At 70.2% G+C, this 18,733-nt stretch carries 10 protein-coding genes and 2 pseudogenes; 7 read left to right on the top strand and 5 right to left on the bottom strand.

The features are described 5' to 3' along the window. Positions 1-23: 23 nt before the first annotated feature. Entirely contained in the window at positions 24-932 is a 909-nt protein-coding gene (locus HD595_RS10520) for a transglutaminase domain-containing protein (protein ID WP_253768009.1), read from the bottom strand. A gap of 298 nt (positions 933-1,230) precedes the next feature. Between HD595_RS10520 and HD595_RS10515 the strand changes: the two genes are divergently transcribed. Continuing rightward, complete coding sequence (locus HD595_RS10515) at positions 1,231-3,528, top strand: TIM-barrel domain-containing protein (RefSeq protein WP_253768007.1); 2,298 nt, start codon at positions 1,231-1,233, stop codon at positions 3,526-3,528. Here HD595_RS10515 and HD595_RS10510 read toward each other — a convergent pair. Further along, a pseudogene (locus HD595_RS10510) lies at positions 3,513-4,750 on the bottom strand (RNA-guided endonuclease InsQ/TnpB family protein). The gene HD595_RS10515 and the pseudogene HD595_RS10510 sit on opposite strands and share 16 nt — an antisense overlap. A 163-nt stretch (positions 4,751-4,913) precedes the next feature. Between HD595_RS10510 and HD595_RS10505 the strand changes: the two are divergent. From HD595_RS10505 to HD595_RS10485, 5 genes are all read left to right on the top strand, one after another. Beyond that, a complete protein-coding gene (locus tag HD595_RS10505) occupies positions 4,914-6,233 on the top strand; it encodes an ABC transporter substrate-binding protein (protein WP_253768005.1) in 1,320 nt (439 codons plus the stop codon). After that, positions 6,234-7,097 carry a carbohydrate ABC transporter permease gene (locus HD595_RS10500; RefSeq protein ID WP_253768003.1) on the top strand — a complete coding sequence of 288 codons (864 nt, stop codon included), beginning with the start codon at positions 6,234-6,236 and terminating at the stop codon, positions 7,095-7,097. Next, entirely contained in the window at positions 7,094-7,918 is an 825-nt protein-coding gene (locus HD595_RS10495; RefSeq protein WP_253768001.1) for a carbohydrate ABC transporter permease, read from the top strand. Before HD595_RS10500 ends, HD595_RS10495 begins: the two co-directional genes overlap by 4 nt. Before the next feature lie 21 nt (positions 7,919-7,939). Next, complete coding sequence (locus HD595_RS10490; RefSeq protein WP_253767999.1) at positions 7,940-10,831, top strand: glycoside hydrolase family 3 C-terminal domain-containing protein; 2,892 nt, start codon at positions 7,940-7,942, stop codon at positions 10,829-10,831. Between the two features lie 172 nt (positions 10,832-11,003). Continuing rightward, a complete protein-coding gene (locus HD595_RS10485) occupies positions 11,004-13,652 on the top strand; it encodes a cellulose binding domain-containing protein (RefSeq protein ID WP_253767997.1) in 2,649 nt (882 codons plus the stop codon). A 30-nt stretch (positions 13,653-13,682) separates the two neighbouring features. Here HD595_RS10485 and HD595_RS10480 read toward each other — a convergent pair whose 3' ends face one another. Continuing rightward, the gene (locus HD595_RS10480) at positions 13,683-14,579 is read right to left on the bottom strand and encodes a carbohydrate ABC transporter permease (protein WP_253767995.1); all 897 of its coding nucleotides are present in this window, start codon (positions 14,577-14,579) and stop codon (positions 13,683-13,685) included. A 148-nt stretch (positions 14,580-14,727) separates the two neighbouring features. Here HD595_RS10480 and HD595_RS10475 point away from each other — a divergent pair. Further along, a pseudogene (locus HD595_RS10475) lies at positions 14,728-15,920 on the top strand (RNA-guided endonuclease InsQ/TnpB family protein); the annotation flags it as partial. 34 nt (positions 15,921-15,954) lie between these two features. On the opposite strand, the gene HD595_RS10470 reads toward HD595_RS10475, so the two are convergent. Further along, entirely contained in the window at positions 15,955-16,959 is a 1,005-nt protein-coding gene (locus tag HD595_RS10470; RefSeq protein WP_420540699.1) for an ABC transporter permease, read from the bottom strand. Then, positions 16,952-18,646, bottom strand: coding sequence for an extracellular solute-binding protein (locus tag HD595_RS10465; protein WP_253767994.1), 1,695 nt, complete (start codon positions 18,644-18,646; stop codon positions 16,952-16,954). The genes HD595_RS10470 and HD595_RS10465 overlap by 8 nt, the downstream gene beginning before the upstream one ends. Between the last annotated feature and the right edge of the window lie 87 nt (positions 18,647-18,733).

Here is an 18,733-nt window from a genome sequence, read left to right as displayed (position 1 = left end):
GCGCGCCCGGGGCGGGTGGGCGGTCAGTCGCGGGCGGGCCGTAGGGTGACGCGCTCGCGGCGGTGGTCGGGCGGCGCGTACGTGGCGATCACCGGGGGCACGCGCAGCGCGGGATCGTCGTAGGCCGCCCGCAGCCGCTCCGGCGTCAGCGCCGGATCCTCCAGCAGGGCCGCCAGCTCGTCGGCGAGGGGGAACGCCGCCTCGCCCGGCGGGTGCGGGGAGTCGAGCATGCCCCACAGGTCCCAACTGATCATCTCCTGCTTGTTCATGGCTGCCAGGTCGAACACGACGTTGTGCACGAGGTACGGCCACGACCTCAGCGACGGCCGCCCGATGCCGGGGGCCACGACGAAGCGCTCCGGGTCGGCCCGGCCGTCCCGGCACAGCCGCCAGGCCCTCGCCCCGGTCAGGAACCGGTCGCGAGGCACGTCGGTGAGCGGGAGCGGCCGCGTCTCGCCCGGCGGCGTCCAGCCCTCCTCGAACTCCGGCTCCACCAGCCGCCAGAGTCCCTCCGCCGGGTCCCACACCTCGGGGATCATGTGGTCCAGCCACCAGCCGGGGATGAGGTAGTCGGCGAAGCCGTACCTGGCCCGGGCCGCGATGCCGTGGTGGCGTGCGACGGCGAGGAAGATCACCGTGTGGTCGCGGCAGCAGCCGACCACCCGCTCGGCCGGAGCGCGCCGGGCGAGCGGCGAGCCGGGCCCCAGCTCGGCGGCGCGGGCCAGCAGGGCGTCGGCGTAGCGCAGGTTGATCTCGCCGATCCGGTCGGCGGAGATCCCATGGCCGGTGATGTCGCCGTAGGCCCAGTAGTGGAACACCAGCCGGGCGGCGGCCTCGCGGATCGAGGACAGGTCGGCGGGCACGGCGTCGATCCACCGGCGCAGGTCGCCGGGGTCGGTGACGGTGCTCTGGGACGAGTAGAACTCGATCATGGCGCTGCCTCTCGCGTCGCGGGCCCCGTCGCACAGTGTGGGCGCCCCTCGCCGCCCGGCACCACCGCTTTTCGCGGCCGCCAAGCCCCTCCGCGCCGCCCTCTCGCGAGCCGCGCCCTCCGCGCGAGGCGGAAGAACGGGAAGAGCGGCATGAGGCCCTGGAAGGGTTGGCCCCTCGGGGAGAGGGGGTGGGCGCGGGAGTCGCGCGGAAGGGTCGGGGCGGGCCGAATCGTTGACGTTTGTTGGTATGGAGACCAAACTAATCCACGAGCTGGCGCAAGCCCTGGAAGGAGCCTCCATGCCCTACCGCCCCCCGTTGGTCGCGCACGAGTACTTTGTCGCGGACCCGCCCGAGCTTCCGGTGCGTACGCGCGGCGAGGGCGGCCTGTCGGCGGTCACCTCCGCCGAGCTGGTCGCGGCCGACGGTGCCGAGGTGATGCTGAAGGCGGTCACCACGGCGGAGGAGGCACTGGTCGTCCAGGTGGGCGTGGCCGGTGAGGGCGTCATCCGGGTGCGGTTGTCGGAGGACCCGTCGGCCCGGCCCCGCTCGGAGCGGGCCGTCGCGCTGGTGACCCCCGGCACGTACGCAGGGGCCCGTGCCGGGGTCACGCCGGGCGAGCCGATCGTGATCGACGCGGGCTCGATCCGGGCCGAGATCAGCCTCACGCCGTGGCACCTGCGCTTCGTGGACGCCTCCGGCCGGACCCTGGTCGAGCAGGATCGCGGCCACACCGACATCAGCGGCCGGCTGCGCACGCTCCCGTTCGGCCGGTCGAGCGCGGGCGGAAGCGCCGTCGCCTACCACGAGAGCCTCGCCGCCGCCCCCGACGAGGCGTTCACCGGGTTCGGCGAGTCGTTCACACCGCTGGACAAGCGCGGGCAGCGGCCGGTCATGTGGAACTTCGACGCCTTCGGCGCCGAGTCGCAGCGCGCCTACAAGAACGTGCCTCTGTACCTGTCGAGCAGGGGGTACGGCGTGCTGCTCGACAGCGGCGCCCCGGCCGAGTTCGACGTCTGCCAGTCCACCCACAGCGTCGTGCAGATCCTCGTGCCCGACGACGTCCTCGACTACTACGTGCTGGCCGGGCCGACCCCGGCCGAGGTGCTCGACCGCTACGACCGGCTGACCTGCCGCCCGGCACTGCCGCCGAAGTGGGCGTTCGGCACGTGGATCTCCTCGGGGTTCTTCGTGGACAGCCAGGAGCGGGTGCTGGCCAGGGCGCGCACGATCAGGGCGAAGGGCATCCCGTGCGACGTGCTGCACCTCGACACGTACTGGCAGAAGGAGGGGCACTGGTCGGACCTGCGCTGGGATCCGGAGACCTTCCCGGACCCGGAGGCGATGCTGGCCGAGCTGGACGGGATGGGGTTCAAGGTCTGCCTCTGGATGAACCCGTACGTCTCCCACCTCAGCCCCGTCTTCCTCGAAGCCGCCGAAGCCGGATATTTCCTGAAAACGGCGGGTGAGGAGGCGTACGTCGCCGACTGCTGGCACGGCTCGTTCCCGCCCTGCGGCATCGTCGACTTCACCAACCCCGAGGCCGTCGCCTGGTTCCAGGGCCTGCTGCGCCCGCTGCTGCGCCAGGGCGTCCAGGCGTTCAAGACCGACTTCGCCGAGGGCGTGCCGCACGACGCCGTCGCCGCCAACGGCATGACGGGCACCGACCTGCACAACGTCTACACGCTGCTGTTCAACGACGCCGTCGCCGAGGTCACCCGCGAGGTCCACGGCCACACCCTGGTCTGGGCGCGCTCGTCCTACCTCGGCGGCCAGCGGCACAGCGCCCAGTGGGGCGGCGACACCTACACCAGCTACGCGGCCATGGGCAGCACGCTGCGCGGCGGGCTCGCGCACGGCCTGTCCGGCGTGCCGTTCTGGAGCCACGACGCGGGCGGCTTCACCGGCCGGCCCACCGACGACCTGTACGTGCGCTGGACCCAGTTCGGCGCCCTGTCGCCGCTGCTGCGCCTGCACGGCACCACCAGCCGCGAGCCGTGGCAGTTCCCGGCCGTCGAGGAGCGGGCCGTCGAGGCGCTGCGGCTGCGCTACCGGCTCATGCCCTACCTCTACGCGGCGGCCGTCGAGGCGGCCAGGACCGGCGCCCCCATGATGCGCGCCCTGTGCGTGGACCATCCGGACGACCCGGTCGCCTGGCAGGCCGACCTGGAGTACCTGCTGGGGCGCGACCTGCTCGTCGCCCCCATGACCTCACCGGACGGCACGCGCCAGGTCTACCTGCCGCGCGGGGAGTGGGTCGACTACTGGACCGGCGAGGTGCTGGCCGGGCCCGGTTACGTGCGGGTCGCCAAGCCGCTGGAGCAGATCCCGCTGTTCGTCCGGCACGGCGCGCTCCTGCCGGTCACCGACCCCGGTGACACGGTGACCACGCCGGCCGAGCTCACGCTGGTCGCCTTCGGGGGCGGCGACAGCCGTACAGAGATCCACGACACCGATGGCGTGACCGTCGTCGTGGCCACCCGGGACGGCGACACCCTGCGCGTGGCCGTCACCGGACCCAAACGGATCACCACGGTCGAGTTCGCCCCGGTGGCGGGCGCCCCCGGCCGGGCCGTCATCACTCAGGAGAACGCTTGACCTCCACCCTCCCCGAAGCGAAGGGAGGGCATTCCAACCGTCGCCGGTCGGCCTTCCTGCTTCGTCGCCGGTCGCCCTCCCGAGAGGACTCTCGTTGAGGTCTTACACCAGCTCCACAGGCGTTTCAGCTCTCCGCCAGCCCGGCGGCGAGCACGTTGCGTGCCGCGTTGACGTCCCGGTCATGCGTCTCGCCGCAGGCGGGACAGGTCCACTCACGGACGTTCAGCGGCATCTTGTCGCGCATGGTCCCACAGGCCGAGCACAGCTTGGAGGAGGGAAACCAGCGGTCCACCGCTACCAGCGTGCGCCCGTACCAGGCCGCCTTGTACTCCAGCATCATCCGCAGATCCCGCCAGGACGCATCCGCGATGGCGCCGGCCAGCGAGCGGTTCTTGACCATGTTGCGCACCGTCAGGTCTTCCACGGCGATCACTTGATTCTCGCGAACGAGCCGTGTGGTGACCTTGTGCAGGAAGTCCCGGCGGCGGTCGGCGATCCGGGTGTACACCTTCGCCACGCGCAGCCGAGCCTTGATCCGGTTGTTGGATTCCTTCTGTTTGCGGGCGAGTACCCGCTGGGCACGGGCCAGCTTGCGCCGGTCGGCCCGCTCGAACGTCGGGTTGGCGATCTTCTCGCCGGTCGAGAGAGTGACCAGCGCCGTGATACCCGCGTCGACGCCCACCGACCGCTCGGCCGGTGGCAGCGGCGTGATGGCTTCTTCTACCAGAAGGGATACGAACCAGCGCCCGGCCGCGTCCTTCGACACGGTGACCGTGGACGGCTGCGCGCCTTCCGGCAGCGGGCGCGACCACACGATGTCCAGCGGCGCGTCCATTTTCGCCAGGGTGAGCCGACCGTCTCGCCATCGGAACGCGCTGCGGGTGTATTCAGCGCTCGCGCGAGACTTCTTGCGCGCCTTGAAGACGGGGTACTTGGCGCGACGCGCGAAGAAGTTCACGAACGCTGCCTGGAGGTGGCGCAGCGCCTGCTGCAACGGTACCGACGACACCTCGCCCAGGAACGAGAGCTCCGGTGTCTTCTTCCACGCCGTCAGCGCCGCAGAGGTCTCCACGTAGGAGACACGGCGCCCGTGCAAGGTGTAGACGCGGGTCCGTTCTTCCAGAGCCTTGTTGTAGACCAGTCGCACGCAGCCGAAGGTCCGGGCAAGCTCTGTGGCCTGCCCGGGAGTCGGGTAGAAGCGGTACTTGTAGGCCCGCTTCATCATGCGCGGCACCCTCATAGCCTGCCGCGGGATCAGCTGACCGGTGGCCTGTTTGCGTTGACAGCGAGCCGCCCGGCGGCAGATCGCCCGCCCTTGCCCTGCTCAGCAGGGATGATCCGATTTCTCCCTCGCCTGAAGGCAGGGGTCTCCTCGGAGGTATCTGATGAAAAAGTCGATGGGCGTCGCGGTGCTGGCCGCCGTGGCGCTGGCGCTCGCGGCCTGCGGGTCCGGCGGTTCGGGTGACGCGGGCGACGGCGGGAAGACCGCCGCGAGCGGCGAGCCGCGCGTGCTCAAGCTCTGGCACTACGAGACGGCCGACAGCGCCATGGGCAAGGCGTGGGCCGAGGCGGTCAAGCGGTTCGAGGCGGCGCACCCCGGCGTGACCGTGAAGTTCGAGGAGAAGGGCTTCGAGCAGATCCAGAAGACCGCGAGCATGGTGCTCAACTCCGACGAGGCGCCCGACGTCATGGAGTACAACAAGGGCAACGCCACCGCCGGCCTGCTGTCCAAGCAGGGGCTGCTGGCCGACCTGAGCGAGCAGGCCACCAAGCGCGGCTGGGACAAGCTGCTGCCCGGCGGCCTCCAGGTGACAGCGAAGTACGACGACCGGGGCGTCATGGGCTCCGGCAAGTGGTACGGCGTGCCCAACTACGGCGAGTTCGTGATGGTCTATTACAACAAGGACCTGTTCGCCAAGCACGGCGTCAAGGTGCCGAGCACGTTCGACGAGCTCACGGCGGCGCTCGACACGTTCGTCAAGGCCGGCGTGACGCCCATCGCCACGGCCGGCGCCGAGTACCCCGCCCAGCAGATCTTCTACCAGCTCGCCCTCACCAAGGCGCAGCGGCCGTGGGTGGACGCCTTCCAGTCGTACAAGGGCAAGGTGGACTTCCACGGGCCCGAGTTCACCTACGGCGCGCAGACCCTGGCCGACTGGGTGAAGAAGGGCTACCTGGACAAGAACGCGGCCGGGCTCAAGGCCGAGGACATGGGCGTCGCCTTCATGAAGGGCACGTACCCCATGATGATCAGCGGGAGCTGGTGGTACGGCCGGTTCGCCTCCGAGATCAAGAAGTTCGAGTGGGGCCACTTCCTGTTCCCCGGCGCCACCATGTCGCCCGGCTCCAGCGGCAACGTGTGGGTCGTCCCCGAGAAGTCGGCGAACAAGGACCTCGCCTACGACTTCATCGACATCACGATGAGCAAGGACATCCAGAACCTGCTGGGCAACTCCGGCGGCGTCCCCGTGGCCGCCGACCCGGCCGCGATCACCGACCCGCGGAGCAAGGAGCTGATCGAGAGCTTCAACAAGCTCACCGCCGCCGACGGCCTGGCCTTCTACCCCGACTGGCCGGCGCCCGGCTACTACGACGTGATGGTGGCGGGCGTGCAGAACCTCGTCAACGGCAGCAAGCCGCCGGCCCAGGTGCTGGACGAGCTGGCCAAGCCGTACGAGGACAACCTCGCCGACATCGGCAACTAGATGAGGGCTCGCACCAAGGGCTACTGGTGGTATCTGGCCCCCAGCCTGGTCCTGTTCCTCGCCGTGATCGTGGCGCCGTTCGTCATGAACGTCGCCACGAGCTTCACCCGCTGGTCGGGCGTCGGCACGCCGCGCTGGGTGGGGCTGGACAACTACACCCGGCTGCTCGACGACGAGCGCTTCTGGCAGTCCTTCCAGCACAACGTCGGCCTCATCGTGGCCATGGCGATCGTGCCCACGGCGCTCGGCCTGCTCCTCGCGGCCGTCCTGTTCGACTACATCGGCCGCAGGTTCGGCGCCCGCACGGCCGCCGCGCTGCGGGCGGCGTACTACCTGCCGCAGGTGCTGCCCGTGGCGGTGGCCGGCGTCGTGTGGGGCTGGATGCTGCACCCGTCGTACGGCGCGGTCAACGAGATCTTCGGGCTCAAGCTGGACTGGCTCGGTGACCCCGACCTGGCGCTGGCCACGGTCATGGCGGTCATGGTGTGGTTCCAGCTCGGCTACCCGGTGGTCATCTTCATGGCCGGGCTCCAGCGGGTGGACCCGGCGCTGCACGAGGCGGCCGAGATCGACGGGGCGTCGTGGTGGCGCAGGTTCTGGCACATCACGATCCCGCAGATCCGGCCGGAGACGTTCGTGGTGCTGCTGACCTGCACGATCGCGGCGCTCAAGGTGTTCGGGCCGATCTACGTGCTGACGCGCGGCGGGCCGGGCAACGCCACGATGGTGCCGTCGTACTTCTCGTATCTGAGCTTCTTCCAGAAGAGCAACGTCGGCTACGGCTCGGCCATCGCCACGGTGCTCGCCCTGATCATCATCGTGGTGACGTTCCTGTTCCTGCGCGTGCAGGAGCGTGAGTCATGAGGGCGGGGCCGGGCCGGTGGGCCGTGCTGGCGGCGCTGGTCGTGCTGGCCGCGGTGATGCTGTTCCCGTTCCTGGTCGTGGCGGTCAACGCGGTGAAGTCGCCGGCGGAGTACGGCGCCGAAGGGCCGCTCAGCCTGCCGGGCGAGCTGTACCTCCAGGGCATCGCCGACTTCTGGAGGCGCGTCGACTTCGGCGGCAAGCTCTGGAACAGCCTCGTCATCAGCGGCTCGGTGGCGGTGCTCGCGGTCGTGCTGTCGGTGCTCAACGCGTACGCGCTGGGCATCGGGCGGGTGCGCGGCCGGCTGTGGATCCTCGTGCTGTTCCTCGTGGGCAACACGCTGCCGCAGGAGGCGCTGGCCTACCCCCTCTACTACCTGTCGAAGGAGGTGGGCCTCTACGACTCCAAGCTCTCGGTGATCATCGTGTTCACCGCGATCCAGGCCGCGTTCGGCACCTACCTGCTCAGCGCCGTCCTCGGCCAGTTCCCCCGGGAGATCCTGGAGGCGGCGGCCATCGACGGCGCGGGCCGCTTCCGTGCCCTGTGGCGGATCGTGGTGCCCATCAGCCGCCCCACGATCAACGTCCTGCTGATCTTCTTCTTCATCTGGACGTGGAACGAGTTCTTCCTGCCGCTCATCTTCCTCATCTCCAACGACAACCAGACGGTACCCGTCGCCCTCGGAGTCCTGCAGGGCGAGAAGTACATGGACGCCACCATGTCCAGCGCCTCGGCGCTGCTCGGCATCGTCCCGGCGGTCGCGTTCTTCCTGATCTTCCAACGCACGCTCACCCGAGGCGTCACGGTCGGCGCCGTCAAGTGAGCCTCCCGCACTGGAGCAGCCATGCCCCCACGCTTACGCCGCACCTCCCTCCTGGCCGTCCTCGCGCTGGCGGCCTCGTTCCTGGCCGCGCCCGCGCAGGCCGCCGAGGAGCCGCCCTTCCGTGATCCCGCCCTGCCGCTGGAGCGGCGGATCGACGACCTGCTCGGCCGGCTCACGCTGCCCGAGAAGCTGGGCCTGCTCCACCAGTCGCAGCAGGCCATCCCGCGCCTCGGCGTCCCGTACCACAAGAACGGCACCGAGGCGCTGCACGGCGTCGCCTGGTCGAACGACCTCGACGACGGCTGGAAGCAGAAGTTCGCCAGCGGCACAGTCTTCCCGCAGGCCGTCGGGCTGGCCAGCACCTGGGACCCGGACCTGATCAAGCGGGTCGGCTCGGCCGTGGGCGACGAGGCGCGCGGCTACAACGCCGTCAACCCCACCTTGTGGGGGCTCCAGGTGTGGGCGCCGGTCGTGGACCTCCTGCGCGACCCCCGGGCCGGGCGTAACGAGGAGGGCTACTCCGAGGACCCGCTGCTGACCGGCGCCGTCTCCACCGCGTACGGCAAGGGCCTGCAGGGTGACGACCCCCTCCACCTGAAGACGGCGCCGGTGCTCAAGCACTACCTCGCCTACAACAACGAGACCGACCGCGGCGTGACCTCCTCCAACCTGACGCCCAAGCTCAGGCACGAGTACTACGAGAAGGCGTTCCGGGCGGCGATCTCCGCCGACGCCGCGACCGGCGTCATGGCCTCCTACAACCTGGTCAACGGCCGGCCCAACCACGTCAACCCCGACCTGGACGACGCCGTCCGGTCCTGGACGGACAAGACGCTCTACAACGTCAGCGACGCCTGGGGCCCGTACGCGCTGACCGAGCTGGAGAAGTACTACGACGACAAGCCCGAGGCGTTCGCCGCGGCGCTCAAGGCCGGCCTCGACAGCTACACCGTGGACGACAGCAACCCCGGGCCGACCGCGCAGCTCCTCCAGAGCGCCCTGGACCGCGGCCTGCTCACCCAGGCCGACGTGGACGACGCCGTGCGCCACGTGCTGTCGATCCGGTTCCGGCTCGGCCACTTCGACCCCGACGGCGGGCCGTACAAGAAGATCACCAAGGATGTGATCGACAGCCCCGCGCACCGGAGGCTGAACCGCGAGACCGCCGGGAAGGCGGCCGTGCTGCTGCGCAACTCCGGCGTGCTCCCGCTCGCCGGGCCGAAGAGCGCCGCCGTCGTCGGCCCGCTGGCCGACCGCCTCCACCGCGACTGGTACGGCGGGCAGGCGGCCTACCAGGTGACCCCGCTCGACGGGATCAAGGAACGCGTCGCCGACGTCACGACCGGCGCCGGGCTGGAGCGGATCGCGCTCAAGCACCTCGGCACCGGCAGGTACCTCACGGCCACCGGCACCGGCCCCGACGACAACGCCGCCCTCGTGGACACCGCCCCCACCCCCGCCTCCCAGTGGGACCTGACCGACTGGACCGGCGGCGTCTCCACGCTGCGCAACGCCGGCAACGGCAAGCTGCTCGGCGGCGACTGGCGCTCGCTCGACACCGACGACGCCGAGCCCGACGGCTGGTACGTCCAGCAGCAGTTCGCGATGGAGAGGCAGGGCGACGGCTCCTACCTGGTCCGCTACGCCGGCTACGAGAGCGTCGAGAGCTGGTACGGCCTGCCCGACCCGTACGTGAGCGTCAGCGCCGACGGCACGCTCGGCCTGGCCCCCAAGGCGCAGGCGGCCCGCTTCGCCAAGGAGGTCGTCTCCGACGGCGTCGCCGCGGCTGCCGAGCAGGCCCGCAAGGCCGAGGTGGCGGTCGTGGTGGTCGGCAGCCACCCGTTCGTCGCGGCCCGCGAGTTCCACGACCGCGACAACCTCCAGCTCGGCGAGGGGCAGCGGCGGCTGATCGACGCCGTGCGCAAGGCCAACCCGAGGACCGTGGTCGTGCTGGAGACCAGCTATCCGGTCATCGTGGACGCGCCGACCCTGCTGTGGACCACCCACGCCGGCGCCGAGACCGGCCACGCGGTCGCCGACGTGCTCTTCGGCGACGTCAACCCGGCCGGGCGGCTCACCCAGACGTGGTACGCCACGGACGACCTGCCCAGCCGCTTCGACTACGACCTGGTCAAAACCGGCATGACGTACCTGTACCACCGGGGCCGGCCGCTCTACGCCTTCGGCCACGGCCTCAGCTACACGACCTTCGGCTACCAGGGCCTGCGCGTCCAGGGCGAGCGGGTCAGCGTCAAGGTCACCAACACCGGCAAGGTGAAGGGCGAGGAGGTCGTCCAGCTCTACACCCACCAGCAGCGCTCCCGCTTCCAGCAGCCGGTCAAGCAGTTGCGCGGCTTCCAGCGGATCGCGCTGAACCCGGGCCAGAGCAGAACCGTGACGTTCCCGCTCAGGCGCTCGGACCTGGCCGTGTGGGACCACACCCGGGGCAGGTGGGTGGTGGAGACCGCCACGCACGACGTGCTCGTCGGCTCCTCCTCCGACCAGGTCCGGGCCCGGACGACGCTCCAGGTCGCCGGCGAGACCGTCCCGGTGCGCGACCTCGCCGAGGCCACCCGCGCCATGGACTTCGACGGCTACTCCGGGGTGGAGTTCGCCGACGAGACCAAGGTCCGCGGCGACGTCGTGGCCGGGTCGGCGGGTGACTGGATCTCGTTCACGGGCGCCTCGTGGGGCTCCCGCCTCACGGCGGGCGTCGCCTCGGCCGGCGGCGGCTCGGTCGAGCTGCGGCTCGGCTCGCCCACCGGCGCGCTGCTCGGCACCGCGCAGGTGCCGGCCACGGGCGGCGTCTACCGGTACGGGACGGCGAGCGCCACGGTGCGGCCCGGGAAGGGCGACCTGTACGTCGTCTTCAAGGGCGACCTGCGGCTCAGGGACCTGCGGCTCACCCCGTGATTGGTTGCGCGTCCCAACTATTGACCTGACGTGAGACGTGTGTGAGCCTCGGAGTCGAGGCTCATGCGCGAGGGTGAGGCGACGGTCAGGGTCCCCGAGACCTGGTCGTGCATGGAGGCCATCCGGGCGGGCGGCACCTTTGGGCACGCATGCCCGGAAAGGGTTACCCCCCATGTCGAGACGGTTGTTCAGCATGCTCCTGATCGCCGCCGTCGCCCTCGCGGCGGTCGTCGTCAGGATGGCGCCGGTCTCCGCCGTCGCCTCCGATCCCTACGCGTTCAAGAACGTCAGAATCGACGGCGGCGGCTTCGTCCCCGGCATCGTCTTCAACCCCACCGAGCGCGACCTCGTCTACGCCCGCACCGACATCGGCGGCGCCTACCGCTGGAACCAGTCCACGAAGTCCTGGACCCCGCTGCTCGACGGGTTCGGCTGGGACAAGTGGGGCTACAACGGCGTGATCAGCCTCGCCACCGACCCCGTGGACACCAACCGCGTGTACGTCGCGGCCGGCATGTACACCAACTCCTGGGACCCGAACAACGGCGCGGTCCTGCGTTCCGGCGACAAGGGCGCGACCTGGCAGGTGACCGCCCTGCCGTTCAAGCTCGGCGGCAACATGCCGGGCCGCGGCATGGGCGAGGCGCTGGCCGTCGACCCGAACAGGAACAGCGTCCTCTACCTCGGCACCCCCAACGGCAACGGCCTGTGGCGCAGCACCGACTACGGCGTCACCTGGGCCAAGGTGACGAGCTTCCCCAACGCCGGCACCTACGCCCAGGACCCGAGCGACCCCAACGGCTACCTGAGCCACAAGCCGGGCGTGGTCTGGGTGACCTACGACCCGCGCTCGTCGGCCAAGGGCGCCGCCACCAAGACCATCTATGTGGGCGTCGCCGACAAGGACAACAGCGTCTACCGCACCACCGACGCGGGCGTCACCTGGTCGCGCGTGGCCGGCCAGCCGACCGGCTACCTGGCCCACAAAGGTGTGCTGGACACCGTCAACGGCTACCTCTACATCGCCACGAGCGACACGGGCGGCCCGTACGACGGGGCCAAGGGCGACGTGTGGCGCTACGCCACCGCGACCGGCGCCTGGACCCGGATCAGCCCCGTCCCGTCGACCGGCTCCGACGACTACTTCGGCTACAGCGGCCTGACCGTCGACCGGCAGAAGCCGGGCACGATCATGGTGGCCACGCAGATCTCCTGGTGGCCGGACGTGATCTTCTTCAGGTCCACCGACTCCGGCGCCACCTGGACCCGCGTGTGGGACTGGACCTCGTACCCGAACCGCAGCTTCCGCTACAAGCAGGACATCTCGGAGAACCCGTGGCTGACGTTCGGCACCAACCCGCAGCCGCCTGAGGTCACGCCGAAGCTCGGCTGGATGACGGAGTCGCTGGAGATCGACCCGTTCGACTCGAACCGGATGATGTACGGCACCGGCGCCACGATCTACGGCACCGAGGACCTCACCAAGTGGGACTCGGGCCGCCAGTTCACCGTCAAGCCCATGGCCAGGGGCCTGGAGGAGACGGCCGTCCTGGACCTGATCAGCCCGCCGAGCGGCGCGCCCCTCATCAGCGCCCTGGGCGATGTCGGCGGCTTCCGCCACACGAACCTGGACGCCGTGCCGTCGACGATGTTCACCGCCCCGGTCTTCACCTCGACCACCAGCCTGGACTACGCGGAGAAGACACCGTCGATCATGGTCCGGGCGGGGAGCTTCAAGGACTCCGACCGGCCGAACGACAGCCACGTGGCCTTCTCCACCGACGGTGGCGCGAACTGGTTCCAGGGCACCGAGCCGGGCGGCATCGACGAGGGCGGCACGGTTGCGGCGGCCGCCGACGGCTCCCGCTTCGTCTGGGCGCCGAAGGGCGCCACGCCGGTCTACTCGGTCGGGTACGGCAACTCCTGGCAGCAGGTCTCCGGCCTGCCCACCGACGCGATCGTGGAGTCGGACCGGGTCAACGCGTCGAAGTTCTACGGCTTCAGCGGCGGCCGTCTCCACGTCAGCACGAACGGCGGCGCGTCCTTCACCGCCACCGCCGCCACGGGCCTGCCGGCCGGCGGCAAGGTCAAGGCGGTCCCCGGCAGGGAGGGCGACCTGTGGCTGGCCGGTGACGGCGGCCTGTGGCACTCCACCGACAGCGGCGCGTCCTTCACGAAGCTGCCGGGCGTCACCGCGTCGGTGAACGCCGGCTTCGGCAAGGCGGCGCCCGGCGGCACGTACCCGGCGGTCTTCACGGTGGCCACGATCGACGGCGTCGCCGGGCTCTTCCGGTCGGACGACGCGGGCTCCACCTGGGTGCGGATCAACGACGACAAGCACCAGTACGGCAACATGGGCGAGGCGCTGACCGGCGACCCGCGGATCTACGGCCGGGTCTACCTCGGCACCAACGGCCGCGGCATCGTCTACGGCGACCGCACGGGCCCGACGCCCACCGTGACCCCGACCATCACCCCGACCTCCACCCCCACTCCCACCGTCACTCCCACGACGGGGAAGGCGTGCGCCGTGACCTACACCGTCGGCAACCAGTGGCCGGGCGGCTTCGGGGCCGAGGTCACGGTCAGGAACACCGGCTCGTCGGCCACCACCGGCTGGAAGGTCACCTGGACGTACGGCGGCGACCAGAAGATCAGCCAGTTGTGGAACGGCACCCTGAGCCAGACCGGCGCCGCCGTCAGCGTGACCGACGCCGGCTACAACGGCGCCCTCCAGCCGAACGCGAGCACCTCGTTCGGCTTCAACGCCTCCTTCACCGGCGCCAACGCCAACCCCACGGTGACCTGCGCGGCCTCGTGACCTGAGAAGGGGTGACCGGGCGACTTCCGGTCACCCCTTGACCGCCCCGATGAGCACGCCCTTGGTGAAGTGCCGCTGCACGAACGGGTAGACGAACAGCACCGGCACCAGCGCGATCACCACGATCGACATCTGGATCGCCAGGTTGGGCGGCAGGCTCCGCCCGGCCGCCGCCGCGTCCGCGCTCTGGCCCGCGAACATCGACTGGCCCTGGTAGACGTACTGCCGCAGCACGAGCTGGAGCGGCCACTTGGCCGTGTCGTTCAGGTAGAGCACGGCGTCGAAGAACGCGTTCCAGTACCCGACGGCGTACAGCAGGCCGATCACCGCGATCACGCCCCGCGACATCGGCAGGACGATCCGCCGCAGGATCGTGACCTCGCTCGCCCCGTCGATGCGCGCGCTGTCGGTGACCTCGCCCGGGATGCCCATGAAGAACGCCCGCATCACCACCAGGTCGAAGGCGGTGACCGCCACCGGCAGGATCAGCGACCAGTACGAGTCGATCAGCCCCAGCCCGCTCACCACCAGGTACTTCGGGATCAGCCCCGGCCCGAACAGGAACGTCAGCAGCACCAGGAACAGCAGCGGCCGGTGCAGCAGCGAGCCGGGCCGCGACAGCCCGTACGCGGCGAGCGTGGTGACGGTCAGGCTGATGAGCGTGCCCGCCACGGTCACGCCCAGGCTCACCAGCACGGCCCGCGTCACCACGCCGCCCGCGAACAGCTCCCTGTAGGCGGCCAGCGACATCTCACCCGGAACCGTGACGAGCCCGCCCGCCCGGGTGACCGCCTCCTGCGTCGACAGGCTGGTCAGCACCACCATGTACACGGGGAAGACGACGGCGACGACGATCGCGGCCAGCGCGACCGCCTTGCCCGTGCGCCCGATCAGCGAGGGCCGCTCCGCCCAGGATGCCGCGTTCATCGAAAACCTCCGAGGAGACCGCGCCCTCAGGCGAGGAAGGAATCGGATCCCTGCGGAGCAGGGCGCGGGTCGGCGATTCGCCGCCGGGCGGGCCGCTGTCAGCCGCAATAGGCCGCCGCCCAACCGATCTCGCGGCAGAATAGGAGGCGTGCCGCAGCTGGTGAAGCGGGCCTACAAGTACCGCTTCTACCCCACCCCCGAGCAGGCCGACGAGCTTGTCCGGACGTTCGGCTGCGTGCGCCTGGTCTACAACAAGGCTCTGGAAGAGCGCACCCGCGCCTACACTCTGGAAGGCAAACGCGTCACCTACGTGGAGACCTCCGCGGCGCTCACCCGGTGGAAGAAGACACCGGAGCTGGCGTTCCTGGGCGAGGTGTCGTCGGTGCCGTTGCAGCAGGCGCTGCGCCACCTTCAGGCGGCGTTCGCGAACTTCTTCTCGCGCCGCGCCAAGTACCCCATCTTCAAGTCGCGCAAGAAGTCCCGCGGGAGCGCGGAGTACACCCGCAGCGCGTTTCGCTGGCGGAACGGTCGGCTCACCCTGGCGAAGATGGACGCGCCGCTGGACATCGTGTGGTCGCGCCCGCTGCCGGAGAATTCGGAGCCGTCCACGGTCACGGTGTCGAGGGACGCTGCCGGGCGCTGGTTCGTATCCATCCTGGTCGAGGAAAAGATCTCGCCGCTGCCGCTGGCCGGGCGGTCGGTGGGCGTGGATGCCGGGATCGCGGCGCTGGCCACACTCTCGACCGGCGAGAAGATCGCCAACCCGAAGTTCGAGCGGGCCGACCGGCGCAAGCTGGCTCGTGCTCAGCGGGCGCTCGCTCGCAAGGACAAGGGATCGAACAGCCGGGCCAAGGCTCGGCTGCGCGTGGCGAGGGTGTACGCCCGGGTCGCCGACCGGCGCCGGGACTTCTTGCACAAGGTCACCACACGGCTTGTTCGCGAGAATCAAGTGATCGCCGTGGAAGACCTGGTCGTCCGCAACATGGTTAAGAACCGTTCGCTGGCCGGCGCCATCGCGGATGCGGCCTGGCGGGATCTGCGGATGATGCTGGAGTACAAGGCGGCCTGGTACGGGCGCACGCTGGTGGCGGTGGACCGCTGGTTCCCCTCCTCCAAGCTGTGCTCGGCCTGTGGGGCCCTCCAAGAGTCCATGCCGCTGAATGTCCGGGAATGGACCTGCGGCTGCGGCGCGGTCCACGACCGGGACGTCAACGCAGCGAAGAACGTGCTCGCCGCTGGGCTGGCGGAGAGCTGAAACGCCTGCGGAGCTGGTGTAAGACCCCAACGAGAGTCCTCTCGGGCGGGCGACCGGCGGTGAACCAGGAAGGCCGACCGGCGACGGTTGGAATCTCCCTCGTTTACGAGGGGGAGGATGTCAAGACCTCTTGTAGATCCCCTGCTCGCCGAACCGGTGGGCGACCTTGTTGGCCACCAGGATGAGGATGAGCCCGACCACGCCCTTGACCAGGCCGGCCGCCGCGCCGTAGCTCCACTCGCCGGTCAGCAGCGTGCGCCAGTAGACGAACGTGTCGAGCACCTCGGCGGCGTCGCGGCCGACCGCGTCGCGCTGGATGAAGAACTGCTCGAAGCCGACGTTGAGCGCGTCGCCCAGCCGCAGGATGAGCAGCAGGATGACGACCGGCCGCAGGCCGGGCAGCGTGACGTGCCACAGGCGGCGCCATCGGCCGGCGCCGTCCACGGCCGCCGCCTCGTAGAGGTTCTGGTCGATCGCGGCGAGCGCGGCCAGGAAGATGATCGCGCCCCAGCCGGCGTCCTTCCAGATCGTCTCGCCGGTCACGAGCAGCAAGAACGTATCCGGATTTGTCATGATGTCGAGGCCGGCGTAGCCGTGGTCGCGCAACGTCTGCGCCAGCAGCCCCGCCCCGCCGAACATCTGCTGGAACAGCGTCACGACCAGCACCCACGAGAAGAAGTGCGGCATGTAGACGACGCTCTGGATCAGCAGCCGCAGCCGGGGCCGGATCACGCTGTCCAGCAGCACGGCGAGCACGATCGGCACCGGGAAGTAGAAGACGAGCTGGAACGCGGTGATGGTCAGCGTGTTCAGCGTCGCGTCCCAGAAGCTCTCGTCCAGCATGAGCCACTGGAAGTTCGCGACGCCCACCCACGGGCTGTCCTTGATCCCCACGTACGGCGAGTAGTCCTGGAAGGCGATCACGTTGCCGAGCAGCGGCACGTAGTGGAAGACCAGCAGCAGCCCGATCGCCGGCACCGTCATCAGCAGGAGCTGCCAGTCGCGCCGCAGCCGGGCCCGCAGCGTGGCGCGCCGGACGCGTCCGCCGGTGTCCTGGATGGTGTCCGGGGCGGCGGGCGCGGTCAGGTCACCCGCCGCCCCGGAGCCTACGGAGCCGTCAGGCACGGCCGTTGTCCCGCAGGACCTTCAGGTAGAACGCGCGGGCCTCGTCGCCGCCGTCGCGCCGCCACTCCGCCGCGATCTGCCTGGCGTCGCTGACGGGCCGCCGCCCGCGCATGATGTCGGTGAACTTGTCCTCGGTCGGCACCTGGAGCCCCGCGTACTTGCCGGGCCGCTGGATCCTGATCCCGTCGAACGGCGTCTTCTCGATGTACGGGAACGTGGCGTTCTGCCAGGCCAGGTTGGCCTTGGTGGCGTCGGGGAACGGCCAGTCCACGTACAGCGGCCGGCCGCCGAGGAAGCCGTAGGTGTAGGCGACCTCCTTGGTGCCGAGGTCGGTGAGCTCGGGCACGCCGTCGGAGCCGAGCGTGAAGTGCCTGCCCTTGACGCCGTAGTTGGACAGCTCGTACTCCTTGGTGCCGTACGGCGCCGCGCACCAGTCGAGGATCGACAGCAGCTCCTCCACCTGGGCCTTGGGCGTGCCCTTGCGGACGAAGGTGAACAGGCCGGCCGCGGTGTTGTGGTACATGATCGGCGTGCCGCCGTCGTGGGCGAAGACGGGGAAGACGCCCAGCGCGAAGCCGGGGTTCTTCGGCCGGTGCTGCTGGAGCAGCTCCTTCCAGCCGCCGAGGCCGTCGCGGTAGACGAGGATCTGCCCGGCGCCGATCAGCTCCTTCTCGTTGGCGCCCTTGCTGCCGGCGACGCTCGGGTGGATGAGCTCCTCGGCGAACAGCTTGCGCATCCACTCAAGCATGAGCTCCCACTCGGGGGTCTCGTACTTGTGGACCAGCTTGCCGCCCTCGTAGCGCCACTCCTGCGGCACCTTGAAGATGGGCCAGGCCATCTCGTGGATGTCGCCGAACGCCCACCGCTTGGCCTTGGCGTCGGTGATCTCCTTGCCGAGCCGGTACAGCTCGTCGGCGGTCTTGGGGTTCTGGTTCCAGCCGTGCCTGTCGAACAGGTCCTTGCGGTAGAGCAGCCCGTACGGGAACGGCTCGGTGGGGTACGGGACGCCCATGAGCCTGCCGTTCCAGACCGACCACTGCCAGGCGGCGGTGGGGATGTTGGCCAGCAGCGGGTACGCCTTGACCCGGTCGCCCTGGAGGTACGGCGTGAGGTCCTCGAACGCCTGGTCGACGGCCTTGTTGAAGTCGGCCATCTTGTCGATCTCCCAGTTCGGGATGCACATGAGGTCGGGGATGTCGCGGGCCGCGAGCCGGGCGACGGCCTTGTCGACGTACGTGACGCCGTCGGTGATCTGGAACTCCAGGGTGGCGCCGATGTCGGCGTTGACCGCCTGGAAGTAGGAGTTGGCCGCCAGGCCGGGCGGCGGCGGGCCCCAGAGCGGGGTCATGGCCTTGTAGCTGCCGCCCCGGCCGGCCTTCCGTGTGAGCGCGGGGACGGGGTCGGCCGGGTAGGAGCTGAACCCGCCGCTGATGTCCGGGACGCCGGGAAGGGTGGACCTGGTGCCGGGCAGGTCGGGCTTGATCGCGTCGAACGGGACGAACGTCGGCGTGAGGGCCTTGAGCTGGTCGCCGGCCGCGGCGGTGGCGCCGCCCGTGCCGGGGCGGGGGGTTCCGGGCGGGCTGCAGCCCGACAGCACGCCGGCCGCCGCCGTGAGTCCCACGAGCCCGAGGAATCCGCGCCGGGTGGTCGCCTGAGCGGTCGAAGCGCCTTGCGGGGGAGGTGTCACGGCGCGCTCCTTCGGGGGTTGTCGGGGCAGGTGACGTCGCGGTTAGAATTAGTTCGGCTTCCAACCAAACAAACTAAGGGAGGGTGA

Origin of the sequence: Nonomuraea roseoviolacea subsp. carminata (genome assembly GCF_024172185.1) — a bacterium.
In the GTDB taxonomy this organism is placed as follows: Bacteria; Actinomycetota; Actinomycetes; order Streptosporangiales; family Streptosporangiaceae; genus Nonomuraea; species Nonomuraea roseoviolacea.
This window is presented reverse-complemented; position numbering and strand designations above follow the sequence as displayed.